The 18,025-nt window shown below is 47.0% G+C and carries 15 protein-coding genes; 3 read left to right on the top strand and 12 right to left on the bottom strand.

Annotation, left to right across the window (positions count from 1 at the left end; all coding sequences use genetic code 11):
• Positions 1 to 41: 41 nt before the first annotated feature.
• The 12 genes from F4X88_04125 to F4X88_04180 all read right to left on the bottom strand — a co-directional run bounded on the left by F4X88_04125 (position 42) and on the right by F4X88_04180 (position 14,168).
• Positions 42 to 2,450, bottom strand: coding sequence for a DUF89 family protein (locus tag F4X88_04125; GenBank protein ID MYA55463.1), 2,409 nt, complete (start codon positions 2,448 to 2,450; stop codon positions 42 to 44).
• Positions 2,451 to 3,911: an SAM-dependent DNA methyltransferase gene (locus F4X88_04130; protein MYA55464.1), complete on the bottom strand. Its 1,461-nt coding sequence runs from the start codon at positions 3,909 to 3,911 to the stop codon at positions 2,451 to 2,453.
• A 33-nt stretch (positions 3,912 to 3,944) separates the two neighbouring features.
• A complete protein-coding gene (locus tag F4X88_04135; protein ID MYA55465.1) occupies positions 3,945 to 4,370 on the bottom strand; it encodes a hypothetical protein in 426 nt (141 codons plus the stop codon).
• A gap of 204 nt (positions 4,371 to 4,574) precedes the next feature.
• A complete protein-coding gene (locus F4X88_04140; protein MYA55466.1) occupies positions 4,575 to 5,153 on the bottom strand; it encodes a hypothetical protein in 579 nt (192 codons plus the stop codon).
• Complete coding sequence (locus tag F4X88_04145) at positions 5,150 to 5,971, bottom strand: TIGR04255 family protein (protein ID MYA55467.1); 822 nt, start codon at positions 5,969 to 5,971, stop codon at positions 5,150 to 5,152. The genes F4X88_04140 and F4X88_04145 overlap by 4 nt, the downstream gene beginning before the upstream one ends.
• Positions 5,972 to 6,097: 126 nt before the next feature.
• Positions 6,098 to 6,382 (bottom strand): hypothetical protein, encoded by a 285-nt coding sequence (locus F4X88_04150; protein MYA55468.1) that lies wholly within the window; start codon positions 6,380 to 6,382, stop codon positions 6,098 to 6,100.
• Positions 6,324 to 6,605 (bottom strand): hypothetical protein, encoded by a 282-nt coding sequence (locus F4X88_04155; GenBank protein MYA55469.1) that lies wholly within the window; start codon positions 6,603 to 6,605, stop codon positions 6,324 to 6,326. Before F4X88_04155 ends, F4X88_04150 begins: the two co-directional genes overlap by 59 nt.
• A 184-nt stretch (positions 6,606 to 6,789) precedes the next feature.
• Positions 6,790 to 8,247, bottom strand: coding sequence for a hypothetical protein (locus tag F4X88_04160; protein ID MYA55470.1), 1,458 nt, complete (start codon positions 8,245 to 8,247; stop codon positions 6,790 to 6,792).
• A gap of 12 nt (positions 8,248 to 8,259) precedes the next feature.
• Positions 8,260 to 9,675, bottom strand: coding sequence for a hypothetical protein (locus tag F4X88_04165; GenBank protein ID MYA55471.1), 1,416 nt, complete (start codon positions 9,673 to 9,675; stop codon positions 8,260 to 8,262).
• A 148-nt stretch (positions 9,676 to 9,823) separates the two neighbouring features.
• On the bottom strand, positions 9,824 to 12,235 hold the full coding sequence (locus F4X88_04170) for a DEAD/DEAH box helicase (GenBank protein ID MYA55472.1): 2,412 nt from the start codon (positions 12,233 to 12,235) through the stop codon (positions 9,824 to 9,826).
• A gap of 150 nt (positions 12,236 to 12,385) precedes the next feature.
• Positions 12,386 to 13,141 carry a TIM barrel protein gene (locus F4X88_04175; GenBank protein MYA55473.1) on the bottom strand — a complete coding sequence of 252 codons (756 nt, stop codon included), beginning with the start codon at positions 13,139 to 13,141 and terminating at the stop codon, positions 12,386 to 12,388.
• Positions 13,142 to 13,202: 61 nt separating this feature from the next.
• On the bottom strand, positions 13,203 to 14,168 hold the full coding sequence (locus tag F4X88_04180) for a Gfo/Idh/MocA family oxidoreductase (GenBank protein MYA55474.1): 966 nt from the start codon (positions 14,166 to 14,168) through the stop codon (positions 13,203 to 13,205).
• A gap of 173 nt (positions 14,169 to 14,341) precedes the next feature.
• Here F4X88_04180 and F4X88_04185 point away from each other — a divergent pair, with 173 nt between their 5' ends.
• The 3 genes from F4X88_04185 to F4X88_04195 all read left to right on the top strand — a co-directional run bounded on the left by F4X88_04185 (position 14,342) and on the right by F4X88_04195 (position 17,793).
• Positions 14,342 to 14,629 (top strand): hypothetical protein, encoded by a 288-nt coding sequence (locus tag F4X88_04185; GenBank protein ID MYA55475.1) that lies wholly within the window; start codon positions 14,342 to 14,344, stop codon positions 14,627 to 14,629.
• Between the two features lie 78 nt (positions 14,630 to 14,707).
• Complete coding sequence (locus F4X88_04190; GenBank protein MYA55476.1) at positions 14,708 to 15,499, top strand: sugar phosphate isomerase/epimerase; 792 nt, start codon at positions 14,708 to 14,710, stop codon at positions 15,497 to 15,499.
• Between the two features lie 479 nt (positions 15,500 to 15,978).
• Positions 15,979 to 17,793, top strand: coding sequence for a methylaspartate mutase (locus F4X88_04195; GenBank protein MYA55477.1), 1,815 nt, complete (start codon positions 15,979 to 15,981; stop codon positions 17,791 to 17,793).
• Positions 17,794 to 18,025 lie beyond the last annotated feature (232 nt).

Raw genomic sequence — 18,025 nt, forward strand, 5'->3', positions numbered from 1 at the left:
TATCAAAGTTTTAATCCACGTCACTTACCTGCAAGGTATAATTAAAAAAGTTCCCGAAGCGGCACAACCCGTTTTGTTCCACCTGGGACGTAAGATAGAATCAGTCCGTCAATCACTAAATTCCGATCCGCGATAACACCCGTGCTCTGCTCTGCCGTTACACCTTTGGAAAGAAGTAAGTAAAATGTGTCTTTTGTCCAACCGGGTGTCGTAAAGAAGTTCCCTTGCCCTTTTGAAATAACAAGGTCTGCATCCAACAGGGCGTTGAAAAATTCAGGAGTCCCCTGATAGAGGTTCGTCCCGATCGTCTTCGCGCCTGACGACATGAGTTTCACAATCCCCTCCTGTATCGCTGTTTGGACTTCTCGAAATTGCGGATACCCCACGATTTCCTGCAGATCTGTTAGGGTCGCATCGTTGCTGGCGTTGTCCGCCTTCCCAACAATAACGATATGGTGTCCACACTTCACGAGTTCTTGGACGAAGGCGATGTCGAAAATCACCTCTCCATCGTTGTCAGCAAGCCAAAGGATGTGCTGTGGCACAGCGTCAATCACCTTTTCACAGAACATTTCATAACAGTCGATAGAAAAAGAGGTGTCAACCGCTGCACGCAGCGATTCAGAAAAGTAGTCAGGATTCGTTTTCAGTTTTTTGACAACCCGTTCACTGCTGTAATCGATAATATTGCCTGCGACGACCAATTTCAACCGGGTTAACCAATTGTCCTTCCAAAACTCAGGGAGGAGTGCGAGTGCCGTCTGTCGGGCTTTCAGTTTATCGTGGTGATAGGGGTTCGGATTGCCTGTGTGGCGTGTGACCATCTCGAAGATACTGCCCCAGAGTTCTTCAGGTGTGAGGGATTCGATGAGGTAATCCCCGTTGGCGCGTCGAAGATCCAAAAGTGTTTTTACGGCATCGCACGCGACTTGTTGCAATTGTGGATTTCCCGTCGCACGTGGGATTAATTCCGTCGCGCTATGGGACTGGACATGCTGCCGAAGGTTCTCCCAATCCGGCAACCCTTTTTTCTCTCCGAAGGTGAAAACCCCAGGGATATATTCGACTGTTACAATCTGCTCGAAAAGCGACTTTGGCACAGCCGGTGGAGATTGCGCTGGTGGCACACCGAGTGTCCGATGTGACAAGAGCGTGTCGGAGGGGATCACCGTCCCCCGCGCCGCAATGGATGAAAGCTGAACGTTGCTCCCGACATTCACGGCATCGAAAATGCTATTTTCAATGGTGCTACCTGTAGCAAGTCCCCGGACAGGTGCCGCTAACCTTTCAGGTATCGGATTCGCTTCAAAGGTTGTATCGTTTGCAGTGACGTTCTGCAGTCCGACCGCATCCCCAACCAGTGTCGCGCCCAGCAGTGTAACGTTTTCAAGCCGACAGTAATCCCCGATCCGAATCTTTTCGCCGAGATGCACCCTACCGAGGAGATAGCACGCCGTGCCTATCTCAATATCTTCGCTGTCCACTGTTATCTGTGCTGCAGGGTCAACGCGAACGCCTTTCCGCGCCAGAGATTCTCGGATTTCAGCAAACAGGGCGGCTTCACCCGATAGCACGTTGGACCATCGGTTAACGCCTGACAGCACTTCCCCGCGATAGATGAAAGCGTTGGTTTTCAATCCGTCCGCATAACAGTGTCGAATGAGGTCAACGTGGTGGAGTTCATCGTTTCGATTTGTGTGGGGTTGCAACCGATGTATCCGTTCTATCAGCACGCTTTTCCGAATCAGTGTGATCCCCGTATTGGTATACGCCTCACCGCGATGCCATCGGTCCCACATCTCCTGTTTTTCCGCCGCTGTCATGTCATACCACTCTTTGGTGCGGGTGAGTTGTCCGTCAGCGTCGAAAAAGAGTCCGCCCTTATCCACGACTGTTTCAGGGATCTTGCCGCAGAGCGTGACATCCGCACCAGAAATGAAGTGGGAGAGCAGTGTCTGTGCGAAAATCTCGCGATCCAAAAACGGTTCATCACCGAATGCCACCCCAATCCATTCTGCGTCGGACGCTTGGAGCGCTGGCAGTGCTGCTTGTAAGGCACCCCCTGTGCCGTTCATCTCTTCTTGGATACACGGGATAGCATCGGGACCCAAGAGTTGCATGGGATCCCCGTTTTTCTCAATACGCGCTGCCATCTGTGGGTTAATGACGACAATATCTGGGCGATCGCCGAGCAGGTAACGTCGCGAAAGTTGGAGTGTGTTCCGCTCACCGAAGGTGATGTCCAGCGTTTTGCTCAAGCGTCCGGTGGGATCGATGCGGGTGCCTTTACCCGCTGCAAGCACCACCCACTGCGGTGTGAGGTCGTTTTCAAGTGTCTCTGTAGGAAGTGTAGAGAAAAAACTTTCAAGGGCGGCAGTGTTTGACGAAATTGCCGCGAGCGTTTCTTCCAATTCGCAACCGAGAAGGTTTTCAAGGAGATGTGTTTTCATTTAATCGTTATCGTCTAATTCATTTTGGATGGATTGAAATTGCGTTAATGCAGCCTCTAAATTTTTAGTGATTTCCGCTACTAATACATCTGGCGCAGGGAGATCCGCTGCATCCTCAAGCGAGTCCTCTTTCAACCAGAAGATGTCGAGATTGGCATGCTCGCGTTGAACAAGTTCTTCGTAGTTGAAGGCACGAAAACGCTCGGTTTCGACCCGTTCATAGCGGTTCTTCGGATTGTAGCGGGTAATAAAATCTTGTAGGTCGGCATCACGTAAAGGATTCGTTTTGAGGGTAAAACGTTTATCCGTCCGTAGATCGTAGATCCAAAGTTTCTGTGTCCACGGCTCCGCACGCGCAGGCCGCTTGTCAAAAAAGAGGACGTTTGCTTTGACCCCTTGCGCATAAAAGATACCCGTTGGCAGTCGCAACAATGTATGGACATCAAATTGCTTGAGGAGTTGTCGACGAATCGTCTCCCCCGCGCCGCGTTCAAAGAGCACATTATCTGGAAGAACGACGGCAGCGCGGCCATCTGTTTTGAGGATGGTTTTGATGTGCTGGAGGAAGTTGAACTGTTTGTTTGAGGTTGTCGCCCAGAAATCCTCGCGTTCATAAGTAGAGGCGGTGTTCTTCTGTTTACTTCCGTCAGTCGCTATTGTAATACTACTCCTGTTCCCGAACGGTGGATTCGTAAGCACCATGTCATAGCGATCCTTTGTAGCACTTCTGAGACTATCATCGGTTGTAATAGGGCTCTCTGTTCCACCGATACCGTGCAAGTACAAATTCATTACGCACAAGCGCACCACGTTATCAACGATGTCTGTCCCCGCGAAGGTTTTAAATCTAAGAAACGCCTTCTGTTCGCGGGTCAAGTTGTAATTTTCGGAGATATAGTTATATGCTGCAAGGAAAAAGCCACCTGTCCCACACGCTGGATCACAGACAGTTCTCATAGGAAGCGGGCGCATCACAGTTACCATCGCTTTGATGAGGGGGCGTGGTGTGAAATATTGACCTGCTCCACTTTTGGTGTCCTCAGCATTTTTCTGTAAAAGCCCTTCATAGATAGTGCCTTTGATGTCCGCCGTCATCCCACTCCATGTTTCATCATTGATGAGGTGGATAAGCCGTTGCAGGTTTGCAGGTGTCTGAATCCGGTTTTGTGATTTTCGGAAGATCACACCGAGCAGCCCCTTCTGAGTGCTCAATTCTCGAAGGATTTTGACATATTGTGTTTCAAGTGCAGCACCGCGCTCTTTGAGGAGACTCTCCCAATCCAGTTCAGCAGGAATGGTTGAGGGTTTGTTAAGCGGCGGCTTTGTCGACTCGTCAGCGAGTTTCAGGAACAGCAGATACGTAAGTTGTTCGACATAATCGCCGTAACTCACTCCGTCATCTCGAAGCACATTGCAGAAATTCCAGAGCTTTTGAACAATTGTTGCGGATTCGTTGGACATGGATATCCTTTAATGGGTTGTGTTAGTCTGAAATCAAAGGTTTTCGGGCCGCATAACCAATTCACAGAAAAGGGCAAGTTCGCCGAAAATCTCATCTCGATCCTCTATAATTGTTGGAATTGGTATAATGTTTGCATGGAGTTCATGTGGGTGCGGATCTGGAACTACTTTAATATTTCTCTCAAGAAAAAATGGGTTCTCATAAAATATACTCGCTGAGAAGTCAGCCCTTGCTTTTATTTTGATCTTTCCTTCAACATATTTCCTCCCAATTTCCCATATCTCGCTTTTAGTGAGTGATGAGATACGATATACAGAAAGTTCATTTGGACTCCCTGATGTTGGGGCAAACGCTCTCGCTTTGACTTCCTTTTTTGTGCGAGCATAACCGCTCTTAGAGTTAATAAAATAGGTTAACTTCTCATCCAGTGAAATATTCATATTAGGTGCTTTATTCAAGGATATTACCTAAGTAACATATATAGGAAAGGCACAGCTGAGAATTGCACCGGTCAAGAACTTGCGGGATTGACGGTTGTGTACACTGACACTAAAGGAACATCAAAAAGTATGTAGAGATTTCCTGGCAAGAGCACTTGAAAAATATGCCGTCAGTGGTCTCTTAGCAATTATGGTTTTATCAAATTTAGCGACAGTGTCGCTTTATTCAGAAAATGAGGTAACCAACATTGTAAGAAAGCGGGTAAGTGACGGAAATTTTGATAATTCACAAGTTCCTTTGACTCTACGCGTGCCTCCTAAAGATGCAACATAAACAACCTGATTGTCTCCGTATATGCTCATCGTTGCTATACCTTTGCGATCCCTTGACCTCCATTCAAACCCAATGCCACCATCCATTAACCAACCGATGTCCGGCATGGATACATTGCAATGAAAAAAGAATTCTAGTAGAAGACGGGTTTCCTTGTACGCCATATCCGGGACAGGAACAATTTCGCTATCCAATGTACAAGCTTCCTCCACCTCCTCGCGAACTTCTTCTAACTGTTGATGTCCATCATCCAGCCATGACAAATATGGATCAGCAGCAGACGATAAGCTGCTAATCCAATCATCTGCAATTGGCGGATTATATCCGATTGGTAAATTATATTCATAAGTCTGCGTATCCACAGCATAAGGCGTTAACGACGGGATATTGGGGGCACTCATGAATTCCGACTCCATCTGGTTCTGAGAGGTTTGGTCGCGTAGTCCAAAACTTTTATATTTAATCATTGTTTCCGCTCCCATATTTGTGTTTGAATATCTTCCGTGAACATGCTGATGAATTTCTCTCGAATTTCGTCTCGAGCTTCTTTGAACCACATTTCCATTGGATATGCAGCGTTTTCCGGAAAACCACGTACTGTAAAATCTGTCTGCAATGTTTGTCGTTGATCGGGCATCTTTACACGATTACTGATAGCGAGATGCAACCGGCCTCGTAAATCCGGCACTGAAAATGAAGTTTGGAAGATCATCAATTCCGCCTCCTTCCAAAATGAATTGGAGTGTTGAGAATCAACAAACATGTTGTACACTTTTCCGATATCATTAAGAACGTTCCAACCATCCCCGTGCATAAGTTGATCGATATAACTTAACTCGTACTGCAACGGAGTTACCGAACCAAGTTCCAAGTTTTTCATAATTTCGCCAAAACGGTTATAAAAACCTTCAAAACTTTCAAAGATTGCTGAGAAACCCGGATATTCCTGATCTGAATCAGTTCTACGCCAATTGAATGTAAACCGATCACGTTGAACTTGCAATATTTTGCTTTCACCCTCATGTATGAACCAAGTTCGTGGGAAGGGAGGAACATTACTAATTTCAAACTCAGTTTCCTCACCTTGGTTCGGAAAGATCTCAATAGTAGGATTAACAAGCGGACGTTCCACAATACGCGCAAACTGATCCTTTTTAAATTCTTGCCAAAGTGACCCAAGGTGGGGAGCAAGGAAGCCATTAAGAGGCTTGAAAAGAACACTCAATACAACTTCATCTACCGGAGGTTTCGCAAAATCAAGTTTCTTTTTTTGGGCATCCATCATGTATTACCTATCAAAGTTTAATATTAATTTATCGCTATTTCATTTTAACACAGACCCGTCATTAAATACAATATCAATTTTCGATTTTAACGCGTGTGAATGAGCAAATCGTCGATTCATACAACTTCATGTTTCCAATTCATCGAAATCCTTCAACGTACTTTTAACTTCAGCATCTAATGTTTCTGCTGTGAGGCTGTCGTCAAAAGGAGAGATTCCGGCTGCATACATCAGATCCGAGAGATCCCATCGCGAAATATTAAGCAATTGTGCTGCTCTACCGGCACTAATATCGCCTTGGCGTAGGAGTTCGAGAACAAAAGTTTCTCTTGCCTTACGCTCCGGGTCTACTTTATTCATCCGCATCTCCCCATAATTCTGCCAGCAGCGCGTCTGCGATATAGTCGTCATGGCGTTCACCTATATCTGTCACATTGGATTTCAACGTTCCTGCCAAGGCAATGAGCGGATCTGGATGGTCTTCGTATGGTCCTTTAACCACGCGGATCTGTGGGCGAACAGCATTCTTTAAGCGTTTCCTTATTTCTGTGGCATCCCACTCCAACGTTCCTGCTAATGCAAGAAGCGGATCGGTATCCTTTCTGTTAAACTCGTCTCGATCTTTTTTATTCATCTTTACCACCTCACAATTCAGTCAACGACGCATCGCCGATAGAACCATCATTCTGTTCCAATGCTCCGCCTAATGTAATACCATCTCTAAAAGTTTATATTGCATTAGCCTCACCGTCCATCCAGGCCCGGTAGGTGCGGTTTCTAACCGCACGGAACATAACCAAAAACGGTAGGAAACCCTTTTAAGAGAAATCATCAATTAGAAATGGTATAAGGAGTGGATAGTTATCGCTGTTCTGTGTTTTTGACTTCGTTGTTTTCTTTCCTCTTTTCGGTTGCTGCTGTTTCTTTTCGGCTCGAATTTTCTCCAACAACACGCTTGCCGGTTCATCGCTCGGATCCTGCGACACAAGTTTGCCAGAGAAGGCCTGCTTAAGGATAGATTGTCGTAGACCTTCCGAGCGTTCAAGTTCTGACTTAATGGTTACCTCAATTTCATCAGCAACTGAAAGATTTCGCTCAAGTTCAGAGACAACTTGTTTCTGCTCAGGAAGGGGCGGGAGCGGAACAGGTATTTTTCGCATCGCCGACTGATTAAGTTTTAGTCTTGTTGTTCCTGTCAAGTACCCATGATAATCAAATGTATTCAAATAATGGCATAAAAATTGATTTGATGTGACCTCAGATTTTGCTCTCAAGACATGGGCATGGTTATTTACCCAGCTCTTATCCCTAATGAGATATGCTGTATCTTTTAAAAAGTCCAAGAATGGAGCACCATCTTCTCCTAATAAGACGAGTTCCTCATCAAACAAATAATCATCAATCCACCCAACTCGTCCAGTTGCCCCATAGTATGGATAAAGTTCTGACTCAGATTTACCGCTTATCCGGGTTTCCCGTTCTTTTGCGTTTATCGGTATTCGCTGGCTATCTAAAATCTCGGCACAATTTGCTAAGGTTGTCCACTCCCAACCCTCAGGCAACTCTGATAAACCTTCCTGCGTAGAAACTTCTGAAACCGACATCGGTTCAAGTTCACCCGAATATCCTTCGCGCCATTCCCTTGTCAACTCGCCTTCAAAAGCAGATTTAAGGATTGATCGACGATACCGTTGCAACTGTGCGTGTGCTTTTTTAAGGCTATCAATCGCTGCGTCTAATTGTGTAAACAGTGCCTCTATCTTGGCAACAATGCGGAGTTGTTCTGCCAATGGCGGAAGCGGAATTTCCAACTCAGCAAGTGTTTTAGTCCCTAAGCGCAGTCTGCCTGTTGTGCCTTGCATTCTCTCCGTAAGCAAAGAACGCACGTCGGGAAGTAACAAATAATTAAAAAGATAGAATTTGTCACTGACTCCCTCAACTTCACGAATTGGAATTACTTCAGTCGTTGCGATACCAAACGGTGTTGGTAATTCCTGAATGATACACTGTTTACCATTTTCAAAAGAGGGTGTAATTTTAGCAAGAAGAATGTCCCCGGGTTCAAAGTAGGTTCCGCTACTGATTTTATCTGATGGTTTGCGTATAAATTCCTTTGAAAATAATGTGGCAATTGGAACCAAGTTCATCGGTACAAAGGGGACTTCGTTATAGTCAGAATACCGTAAATCTTTTGGCTTTTTGGTAAATGTGGCAACGTCTCCAAATTTTACGGTTTGCCAATTCAGAGGTAAATCTATCGACTTTATTTTGCTCACGTGTGTTCCCTTTTACTGGATTTTAGCGAGACGTTCTCCAATTGAACGTAGTGTCTTTTTGAGTCCGCCTTGTTCGGGAGATGTTGCGGGTGTGTTATCACGGGTGTTTTTTGTAAGTGTGTAGGCGTGGGGTTCCAACCTCTCCTCAAAACGATTATAGAGTGTCACAGAAGTTTTCACAAAAGTCGTTTCATAATGTGGTGCTGGCAGCCCTATTTTTGTCATTTCTTGAAGCATTCTTCTTGTGCCTTCTCTCAAGGCACGCACTAAAGGCTGCCCGCGTTCATCTTTCATGAGACGCATCCATCCAGCAATGTTGGGATTGCGTAGGACAGAATCGAGGACAGTATCCGCGAGACTGAAGAACTGGGGGACTTGCTGGAGAATGCCTCCCCAATTTTCCACCACCAGACCATTTCGATACGCAATACAGTGAATCGGTGAGGTAGCCCCATAATCTCTATGAATAGCGGCATTTACAATTGCTTCATCAACTGCTAATAGTGGATATTCAGGATCTTCCATGAATCCTCCGTGAGAACTTCGTCTTATCATCGTCCGAAAAAGAGCGGAATCTTTGAAAAAGGTTTGAAGTTTACGGATAACGTTTGGAAGTGCTCCATCGAAATCTTTATCGAAGGTTGTCGCGCCTCGGTCCTCAGACTCCTCAACGTCTACTTCAAAACGTAGGACTCTTATGAACGCACTTGCAAAACGCTTGCGAGGATTTGCGGCAAAAAACAGAAAACCTGCATTGGTAAACGCGTATTCACCTTTCTCTTTTATGAGTGCACCGGCTAACTCCAGAACTTCTTCAGTTGTATAATCATCGTACTGGGCATCCCTGTCCGCAAGGTAAGCCTTCTTAAACTCTTCGACCACTTTTATATCAAGCTCACCGGGATCGTAGGGGCAGCAGTAGGATTGTTCAAAATCAACTATCCTCTTTTCCCGTTTAAGATGCTCCCTATCTGGTTCAGTCAATGCAAGGTTTTGGGCCCCAACCCTTTTCCATGCCTTTGGAAAATTCTCGATCGTTTCACAAATTGCGTGTGGAGTCCACGGCGTGTACAAAAAATGTAATCGTTTTGCACCCGAATTCGGCAACTCTACTTCTTGCACCTGCGTTGTGTGGTTCCTTAAATCGCGGACAACTTGCAAAATATTGTTCATTGTCGCTTCATCAACATGTTGTGTCCCTGTAATAGTTCCGTCATCAGTGATACCAAGTACCACCAGCCCATCTTCTCTCATACCATTAGCAAAAGCAGAGATGCATTTTTTAATATTTTCCTTAAGGGTATTTATTTGATTCCCCGAGTCAGTGTTAACCTCTTTCCAGTCAAATCGCTGCCTTTCAAAACCAGCGGACTGTAGGAAATCCAGATACTGCAAAGGATTATCAAAAACCTCTTTTGGCGTTGGCATTTATGGATCCTCTTTGAAGTGTTTTAAAATTGGGACGACATCGTTATACCCATTGATGAAGTGCCGTTAAGAAGTTTAGCACAAATTTGGCTTGGATGCCAGTCATTTTTCTATCGCGAGCGGAACTCGCTCCTACAAAGAAGGAAAATTAGGAAACCAATTTCTCTGTAAGATCTTTTAGTATGCCTCCTAAATCATCACCGAAAAGTTGATAAACCTTTGCTCCATTTCCGAGTTCTGCGAAGGGAGTGAACTCAAAATCATCCATCCGAATGTCAAGTGAAGTGGTAATATGATCGCGTATCAATGTAAGCCAATGGAGTTGTTCTGAAGTAAAGTATCCACCCTCTAACCATTCCTCAAAGTTTCGGTTGACAGTTACACGGAAAGGCTCAAGAAAAATAGTATTACCCATAGCAAATCGAACGAGAGATATAAGATCCGTACGTCGTTCAACGTTGCCTCGAACACGGTTTGGGGATCTCTGTTGGTAGGCGAACCATAAGGCCTCGCAAGAGAGCCCGTTTGAATACTGTCGTAATGATGCTTCCAATACAATTAAGTAGTCTACCTCAAGCAAACCGTATGCCTCCGAACGGTTACACAGGATTTGTAACGCTGACAATTCATCTACGTTTTGGTCAATAAACTGTTTAAAGGCGTGGATGACCGCAGTAACCTGTGTGGAATTTAGATTGTCAAATCCAGCATCAATAACCCGATCTTCGCTAATTTCGTCAATCAACTGGTCCCTATCCGTCCCAGTGGGTTCAGAAGGTTCACCAGAGGGCGGATCGCCTGAGAGCGATTGTGAATCGGTTTTCACGGAGTCGCAGACCCCGACAGCATCAACGATAACAAAGTGTGTCTTGGCAGTCGCATCACCGGTGACGGATTGCAGATCGTTAGAATTGATAGTCCGCACACCGCGTCCCTTCATCTGCTCAAAATAGCCACTGGATCGAACGGTCCGCATAAAAATCAGGCATTCAAGCGGTTTAATATCAGTGCCTGTGGAAATCATATCAACACTGACGGCAATTCGGAACATCGAATCATTGCGAAATTGTGCGATAAGCTCTTCGGGTCTATCGCTTTGATAGGTAATTTTTTGACAGAATTCGTCCGTTTCGGCAAATACATCCCGGACAATATGGACGATATCCTCGGCGTGAGAGTCATCTTTCGCAAAAATAAGCGTTTTTGGAACGATTCCCCGACTCGGGAAAAGTTCTGTGGAAAGTTTTTCCTTAAACGTCTGAATAACTGTGCGAATCTGGTCTATGGCAACGACATCCCGATCCAATTGTGTTTCTGCATATTCAACATCAGCGTCTAACGCATCCCAGTTAAGCCGCCGACTTTGCCTATCCCGTCTTGCGACATAATTACCCGCCTCAAGTGTGCTACCACTCTGTGTAATTTCAGTTTGAATCCGATAGACGTAATAACCAACATTTACATTGTCCTCTACAGCTTGTTCGTGGCGATATTCAGAAACGAGATTGTGATCAAAAAAGCCGAGCGTTTGTCTATACGGCGTTGCAGTCAGCCCGATAATGAAAGCGTCAAAGTATTCCAATACCTGTCGCCATCTGCCATAGATGGAACGGTGGCACTCATCAACAATAATAACGTCAAAGGTATCAATAGGAATTGCTGGATTATAGATGACTTCTGGTGTTTGTCCTTCCCTATTTTCAAAATCGGAAATCTCTTCTGCTTCCGTTTCATAGTCAGGATCGCCTTTCAGCATAGAATAGAGACGTTGGAGTGTCGTGATACATACCTGACTTACCGAATCAATTGTGTTGCTATCGAGGTGTTGAACGTTGTAGAGGTCGGTGAATTTTGAATTGTCATCGGGAGGCGTGTAAGCCTGAAACTCGCGGAGAGCCTGTCTACCAAGGTTCCGCCGGTCTACGAGAAAAAGGACCCGTTTGACCTTAGCAAATTTGATGAGTCGGTAAACAGCACTTACGGCAGCGTAGGTTTTCCCACTACCCGTCGCCATCTGGATTAAGGCGCGTGGGCGCGCTTCCTTCAAAGAGGCTTCAAGGTTGGTGATTGCCTCAAATTGGCAATCCCATAAGTTTCCTCTCTCTAACGTAGATAAATTGGTCCTGAGATTTTCCCGAAGCGTCGTTAATTCATTACCTCGCCCCAAGAGAGAATTAGGGGTGTGAAACGCAAAGACCTGCCGCGAACGAGAGTCAGGATCCTGAGTATCTCGAAAATAAGTCTCAGCTCCTGTTGACGCGTAGGAAAACGGGAATTGGGGAAGACGACGTAAGTTATCTGGCAAACTCGCTCGATACCGTTCAGCCTGTTGGAGGGCTCCGCTGAGCGTTGTCCCTTCTGGTTTGGCTTCTATCACACCAACAGCGACTCCATTGATAAACAGGAGATAATCAGCCCTCTGGTCTGCCCTCAACGGATATTCGCGAACAGCGACACCAAACGCAGCACCCGTGTCATGTTCAGCGTGATTTTGGACGTGCCAACCGGCTGCTTCAAGCATATTGTCTATGTTGCGTCTTGCTCGCTGTTCAGGTATCATTTTAACAAGTAGTAAAAAATAGGACAGTAGGTTAATCAAAAACCTAAAAATCCGCGTAATCCGATAAATCCGTGCAAATCCGCGATTCAGACAAAAGATAAAAAATAGGGCAAGCCCTTAGACCTGCCCTACAATCTGTATGTGACACGCTTAGACGTTACACACATCAAAGGCGTGTTGCATCGCATCGAACGCATCGCCTTTGGGACCGAATTCATGTCCCACATAGAGTTCATATCCGGTGTTGACGACGGCACGCATTACGGCAGGATAGTAAATCTCCTGCTCGTCATCAAGATCATGCCGTCCAGGGTTACCCGCGGTATGGTAATGCCCGATATAGTCGCTATAATCCGTGATGTTACGGATCAGGTCGCCTTCCATGATCTGCATGTGGTAGATGTCATAGAGGAGCTGCGCACGGGGTGAGCCGACACCTTTGCAGACCTCAACCCCCCACTCCGTCTTATCGCATTGATAATCCGGATGGTTGACTTTACTGTTGAGCAGCTCGACACAGAGATTGATCCCCTTCTCCTCGGCGGCTTTCGTAACACGGGACAAACCTGCTATCGTGTTATCACGTCCCTCTTCCTCCGATCTGCCTTCCCGATTTCCAGAGAAACAGATGAGTCCGGGAATGTCGTTTGCCGCGGCGATGTCGATGTTCTGAAGGATTTCATCTTCAATCCGGTCATGATTGCTGGGATCGTTTAAGCCAGACGGAAGTGACGCGTGTCCGACGATAATCGCAACGCGCATCCCGTGGTCCTGAACGACCGACCAGTATTCTGCGGGTAGCATTTCAACGGATTTATAACCGATTTCAGCGGCTTTCTTGATAACTTCTATTGGATCTCTGCCGCGGCTGAAACCGCCGAAACAGATGGATTGATTAATTGGCATAGGTCTCTCTTTCTTTAAAAAATATAGGAGTAGGCACGCTCCGACGTGCCGTAACAATTTTCTACAGGTCTACCGCCTTACCCGTCCGGAAGGAAGTACTCGCCGCGAGCATAATGCGGAGCGTCTCCAAGGCGTCACTGTAAGGTGATAGAATGTTTGAGGTGTCCCCAGACTTCACGGCATCAATAAAGACGCGATCCCGGTCGTGTCCGCCTTCGTTGGAGAGGGCTTCTGTCTCGCCACCGCGATTCACTTCGTTCGCCCCGCCGACGGTGACAACGAGTCCACGCGTGAAGACTTCAAGATGCACGCGTCCGAAACCTTCCATTGCACACGCCGAGACGATGTTCGCAACAGCACCGTTCTTGAATTCGATGTTCACCATGCTGATGTCGTCTATGTCGTAGTTCTCAATATGCGCCATACTACCGCTCGCGGCAACGCCGTGGACAGTCTTCCCATCGCTACCGACGAGGAAGCGGGCAAGATCAAAGATGTGTGTTGTCTGTTCGACGTGTTGTCCACCGGATTCGGCACGGACACGCCACCACGGTGTCCCAGGCATGCCACCCATCCAATATCCGAGTGCCCCGAGAATTTGCGGTTGATCTTCAAGCATCGCTTTCGCGTTCTGTGCATTACCGCCGTAACGCCAGTGGTAACCGACACTCGTGACGACACCGCTCTGTTCAACGTATTCATTGATGATAATCGCGGGTTCTAATTCGGAATGGATCGGTTTCTCAATAAACATCGCGATGCCTTTTTCACAAGCGATGCGTTCCTGTTCGCCGTGTGCAAAAGGGGGTGTACAAATATAGACGGCGTCTAATTCCTCTTTGTCATACATGACGCGATAATCGGTGTAAGCGTTGCCGCCGAATTCTTCGGCACGCTGTTTTGCTCGGTCTTCCGAGATGTCGCACATCGCGCTAAATTCAACATCCTCAAAATTGTCTTTAAGGTTGCTCATGTGCGCACCAGCCATACCGCCGGTTCCGATGAAACCGAGTTTCACTTTATCCATGTTTTCTCCTTAAAAATGGGTATTTCAAGATCCCTAAGTTTTACGGAGATAGTTTAACAAAAGTGGATGTTTATAGCAAGCAATTTATTTTCAAATGTGCTACAATGTATTTAGGCACAATAAGAAACATCAGCAAATATGAAATCTATCTTCAAAACAAAAGGTGAACTATTATGAACGATGCTGAATTCCGAGAACGTGTTTTAACGTGGATGGAGCGCACTGATAACTGGATGGAGCGCACTGATAACTGGATGGAGCGCACCGAGGAATGGAAAAATAAAACGGATGATCAGTTCACGGATATCCGCGCCTCTCTCGGCGAACTCCAAATCGGTTTAGGGTGGATCCGGGGTAAACTTGAGGGTAGACAAGAATCGGATGCGGCGCTGTGGGGCAAAATCGCTGTTTTAGCAGCGGTAGGTTCCGGAATCATCGCGCTTCTGGCGTATTTCAAGTGAAGTGAGACGGTGCTGCCCATTGTGTCTTCCGAAGGTCGGTGGACAGCACCCTAACCCAAACAGAGAGGGGGAAACACTATGGGTTTCAAATTTGGATATAGTACACTCCGCTGGCAAACACCAGATTTTGAGGAATTGCTAACGCAACTGAAGGACGCAGGATGGGACGGTTGGGAGATGCGGCAATCCTTGGACTGGGTAGGCACACCGCAACACATTCGACAGGTGTGTAACAATACGGATTTACCGATCGCCGCCGTAACAGCACGCGGACTCCCGATCGATAAAGACACAGAACAGATGGAACTCAACAAACGACGCATTGACTTTGCCGCAGAAGTCGAAGCCGATTGTTTCATGTTCATGGGCGCGGGAAAACCGCAAGACCGTCCAGTGAATCATTCAGATCTCGCCGCACTCGCCGATGTCTCCGAAGATTGGGCAGAATACGCCGCACAATACGGCTTGGAGGTCTGTTATCATATCCATACCAACACGACCGTGGACTCAATCGACGATTGGGCAAAATATATGAGTCTCCTCCGAAAGTGCAAATTGTGCATAGATGTATCCCATTCCGCACTCTGGGGTTACGATCCGGTTGAGTCCATTCGCCGGTATAGCGATGTTCTCGTCTATGTTCACCTTCAGGATTATGCAGGCTATACTGGTGGAGATGGCAACTCCTACGATGTAGATTGGGTTGATGTTGGTGCTGGCACTGTCATGGATTTCCCCGGTATCATGTCGACACTGGAGGAACTCAATTATGACCGCTGGGTTACCGCATGCCCTGGACAACTTGAGGAACGCTCGGATCTCGAGCGCATGACAGTGAACCGTGAGTATCTGCGCCAATTAGGCTATTAATCTATAGCTCTATAGGAGCAAGCTCCGCTCGCGACAGGTTAAATCCAAAATCTAAGATAACTATAGTTTGGACAATTTCAGTCAGGTTCATACCTTGTTTTCAAGGTATGTCTGATTTTTCTCGAGGTTTCTCACACATACCCAACTCCGAAAAAATAAACTCGGAGGCCCCAAAGGATAGCCCCAGCGGGGCGAAATGTTTATAGAAACGCCATCCCCCCACCAGGCAAACCCCAGCGGGGCGAAATGTGTATCCTTGAAAAAATTGTCCAAAGTTTAGTAAGATAACGTGAGTTTGAAAATAAATCTGTAGGTGTTTTTGCTGGGGTGTTTCCCCTAGGTAGAGCGGTAAAGACGGACGAAAACCCTCGAAATTCGGACAAATCTGCGGTTTTCAAGGGCCTCCTTGGGTCAGAAACCATAGCGAAACCCGACATGTCACTTTTATCAAACTGGCGTTAAGATAGGAAACAAGGTATATGAACAAACCCGCGGAGGACATCCGCTCTATTCTTGCCACGGATTGTGGTAGCACAACAACGAAAGCAATTCTAATCGAAAAAAGAGGGGCGGAATACCAACTCATCGTGCGGGGTGAGGCACCGACCACAGTAGAAGCACCTGTCGAGGATGTAACGGCAGGCGTTATTAATGCAATCACCGAAGTCGAGGAACTCGCAGGACGTAAACTCCTCAACGAGGGTGTGATTCTCAAACCACAACGCGGAGATGAAGGCGTTGACATCTACATATCAACGAGCAGCGCCGGTGGCGGACTCCAGATGATGGTCGCAGGCGTTGTCCGCAATCTGACCGCGGAAAGTGCCGAGCGTGCCGCACTCGGGGCAGGTGCCATCGTTATGGATGTTATTGCCTCGAACGATAAGCGCCTTCCACACGAAAAAATTGAACGCATCCGGCATCTACGTCCCGATATGCTACTCCTTTCCGGGGGTGTCGACGGTGGGACAACCTCACACGTCGTCGAATTAGCTGAAATTATCGCAGCTGCCCGTCCGAGACCTCGGTTGGGTATCGCTTACGAACTCCCGCTCATCTATGCCGGTAACAAAGACGCTCGCGAATTGATCAAAGAACGTCTGCAAGACGTAATGGCACTGGAGATGGTGGACAACCTCCGTCCGGTTTTAGAACGTGAAAACCTCATGCCGACACGCCACAAGATTCAGGACCAATTCCTTGAACACGTTATGGCACATGCACCCGGTTACAGGAAACTCATCGACTGGACAGACGCACCGATTATGCCGACCCCCGGGGCAGTCGGTGAGATCATTCAGACCGTCGCTGCACAACAAGATATTGCGGTCGTGGGTGTTGACATCGGTGGCGCGACGACGGACGTGTTTTCCGTCTTTAAAAACAGAGAGGACGCATCTATCTTTAACCGCACTGTGAGTGCGAATCTCGGTATGAGTTACAGCGTCTCTAACGTCCTTGCCGAAGCCGGTTTAGAAAACGTCCTCCGTTGGGTCCCGTTTGATATTGAAGTCGGGGATCTCCGCAACCGCATCAAGAACAAGATGATTCGCCCGACGACAATCCCACAAACCTTGCAAGAACTGATCCTCGAACAAGCGATTGCGCGTGAGGCACTCCGACTCGCTTTTGAACAACATAAACAGCTCGCCGTGGAATTGCGGGGTGTCCAGCAACAACGGACGATCTCTGAAGCCTTCGATCAAGCCGAAAGCGGTCAAACCCTCGTTGATATGTTCTCCTTGGATATGATCGTCGGAAGTGGGGGTGTTTTATCGCACGCACCCCGGCGTCAGCAAGCCATGCTCATGATGATAGACGCCTTTCAACCTGAAGGCATAACGCATCTCGCTGTTGATAGCATCTTCATGATGCCGCAACTCGGTGTTTTGGCGCAGGTCAACCCTGAAGCCGCGACGCAGGTCTTTGAACGGGATTGCCTCATCCATTTAGGCACTGCGATCACGCCAGTCGGCATTGCCAAGGTGGGTGAAATCTGCCTTTCGATTGAAGTTGGCATCGCAGGCAACCCACCCATCACCGAGGATGTCCCTTACGGCGAACTCCGTCTCTACCCGCTGTCATTGGGTGAAAAGGCGACAGTAAAACTTCAACCTTCACGGCGATTTGATGTCGGCGCAGGGAATGGACACGCCGTTGAATCGGAAGTGATGGGCGGTGTCGTTGGATTGGTCGTTGACACTCGTGGTAGACCTCTTGAAATACCGGCGGATACGCAGCAGCGCGTCGCGCAACTTACCAAATGGCAGGCAGCTTTAGATGCCTATCCCTAAATTCTGCTACTAACAATTGACACTTGACAAATTTTCCTAAAAAGTTTATAATGCTTGATAACGTGTAACTTTCTGAGTGAATCCAGATTGCATATTTACGGTAGATTTTAGAATTATTTGGACATTCACACTCGCACAAACTAACAGTTTATGCTACAAAGATGTTCATATATTTTTAGGATCCACTATAGATTCACTTAACTTTTTAGCGAAACAGACGGGCTACCAGTGC

The sequence above is a fragment of the Candidatus Poribacteria bacterium genome (assembly GCA_009839745.1).
Taxonomy (GTDB): domain Bacteria; phylum Poribacteria; class WGA-4E; order WGA-4E; family WGA-3G; genus WGA-3G.

Excerpts from the sequence above, each read along its gene's own strand:
- F4X88_04125 (MYA55463.1), bottom strand. The coding sequence starts at position 2,450 with ATGAAAACACATCTCCTTGAAAACCTTCTCGGTTGCGAATTGGAAGAA.
- F4X88_04130 (MYA55464.1), bottom strand. The coding sequence starts at position 3,911 with ATGTCCAACGAATCCGCAACAATTGTTCAAAAGCTCTGGAATTTCTGC.
- F4X88_04140 (MYA55466.1), bottom strand. The coding sequence starts at position 5,153 with ATGATTAAATATAAAAGTTTTGGACTACGCGACCAAACCTCTCAGAAC.
- F4X88_04145 (MYA55467.1), bottom strand. The coding sequence starts at position 5,971 with ATGATGGATGCCCAAAAAAAGAAACTTGATTTTGCGAAACCTCCGGTA.
- F4X88_04150 (MYA55468.1), bottom strand. The coding sequence starts at position 6,382 with ATGACGACTATATCGCAGACGCGCTGCTGGCAGAATTATGGGGAGATG.
- F4X88_04155 (MYA55469.1), bottom strand. The coding sequence starts at position 6,605 with ATGAATAAAAAAGATCGAGACGAGTTTAACAGAAAGGATACCGATCCG.
- F4X88_04165 (MYA55471.1), bottom strand. The coding sequence starts at position 9,675 with ATGCCAACGCCAAAAGAGGTTTTTGATAATCCTTTGCAGTATCTGGAT.
- F4X88_04170 (MYA55472.1), bottom strand. The coding sequence starts at position 12,235 with ATGATACCTGAACAGCGAGCAAGACGCAACATAGACAATATGCTTGAA.
- F4X88_04175 (MYA55473.1), bottom strand. The coding sequence starts at position 13,141 with ATGCCAATTAATCAATCCATCTGTTTCGGCGGTTTCAGCCGCGGCAGA.
- F4X88_04180 (MYA55474.1), bottom strand. The coding sequence starts at position 14,168 with ATGGATAAAGTGAAACTCGGTTTCATCGGAACCGGCGGTATGGCTGGT.
- F4X88_04185 (MYA55475.1), top strand. The coding sequence starts at position 14,342 with ATGAACGATGCTGAATTCCGAGAACGTGTTTTAACGTGGATGGAGCGC.
- F4X88_04190 (MYA55476.1), top strand. The coding sequence starts at position 14,708 with ATGGGTTTCAAATTTGGATATAGTACACTCCGCTGGCAAACACCAGAT.
- F4X88_04195 (MYA55477.1), top strand. The coding sequence starts at position 15,979 with ATGAACAAACCCGCGGAGGACATCCGCTCTATTCTTGCCACGGATTGT.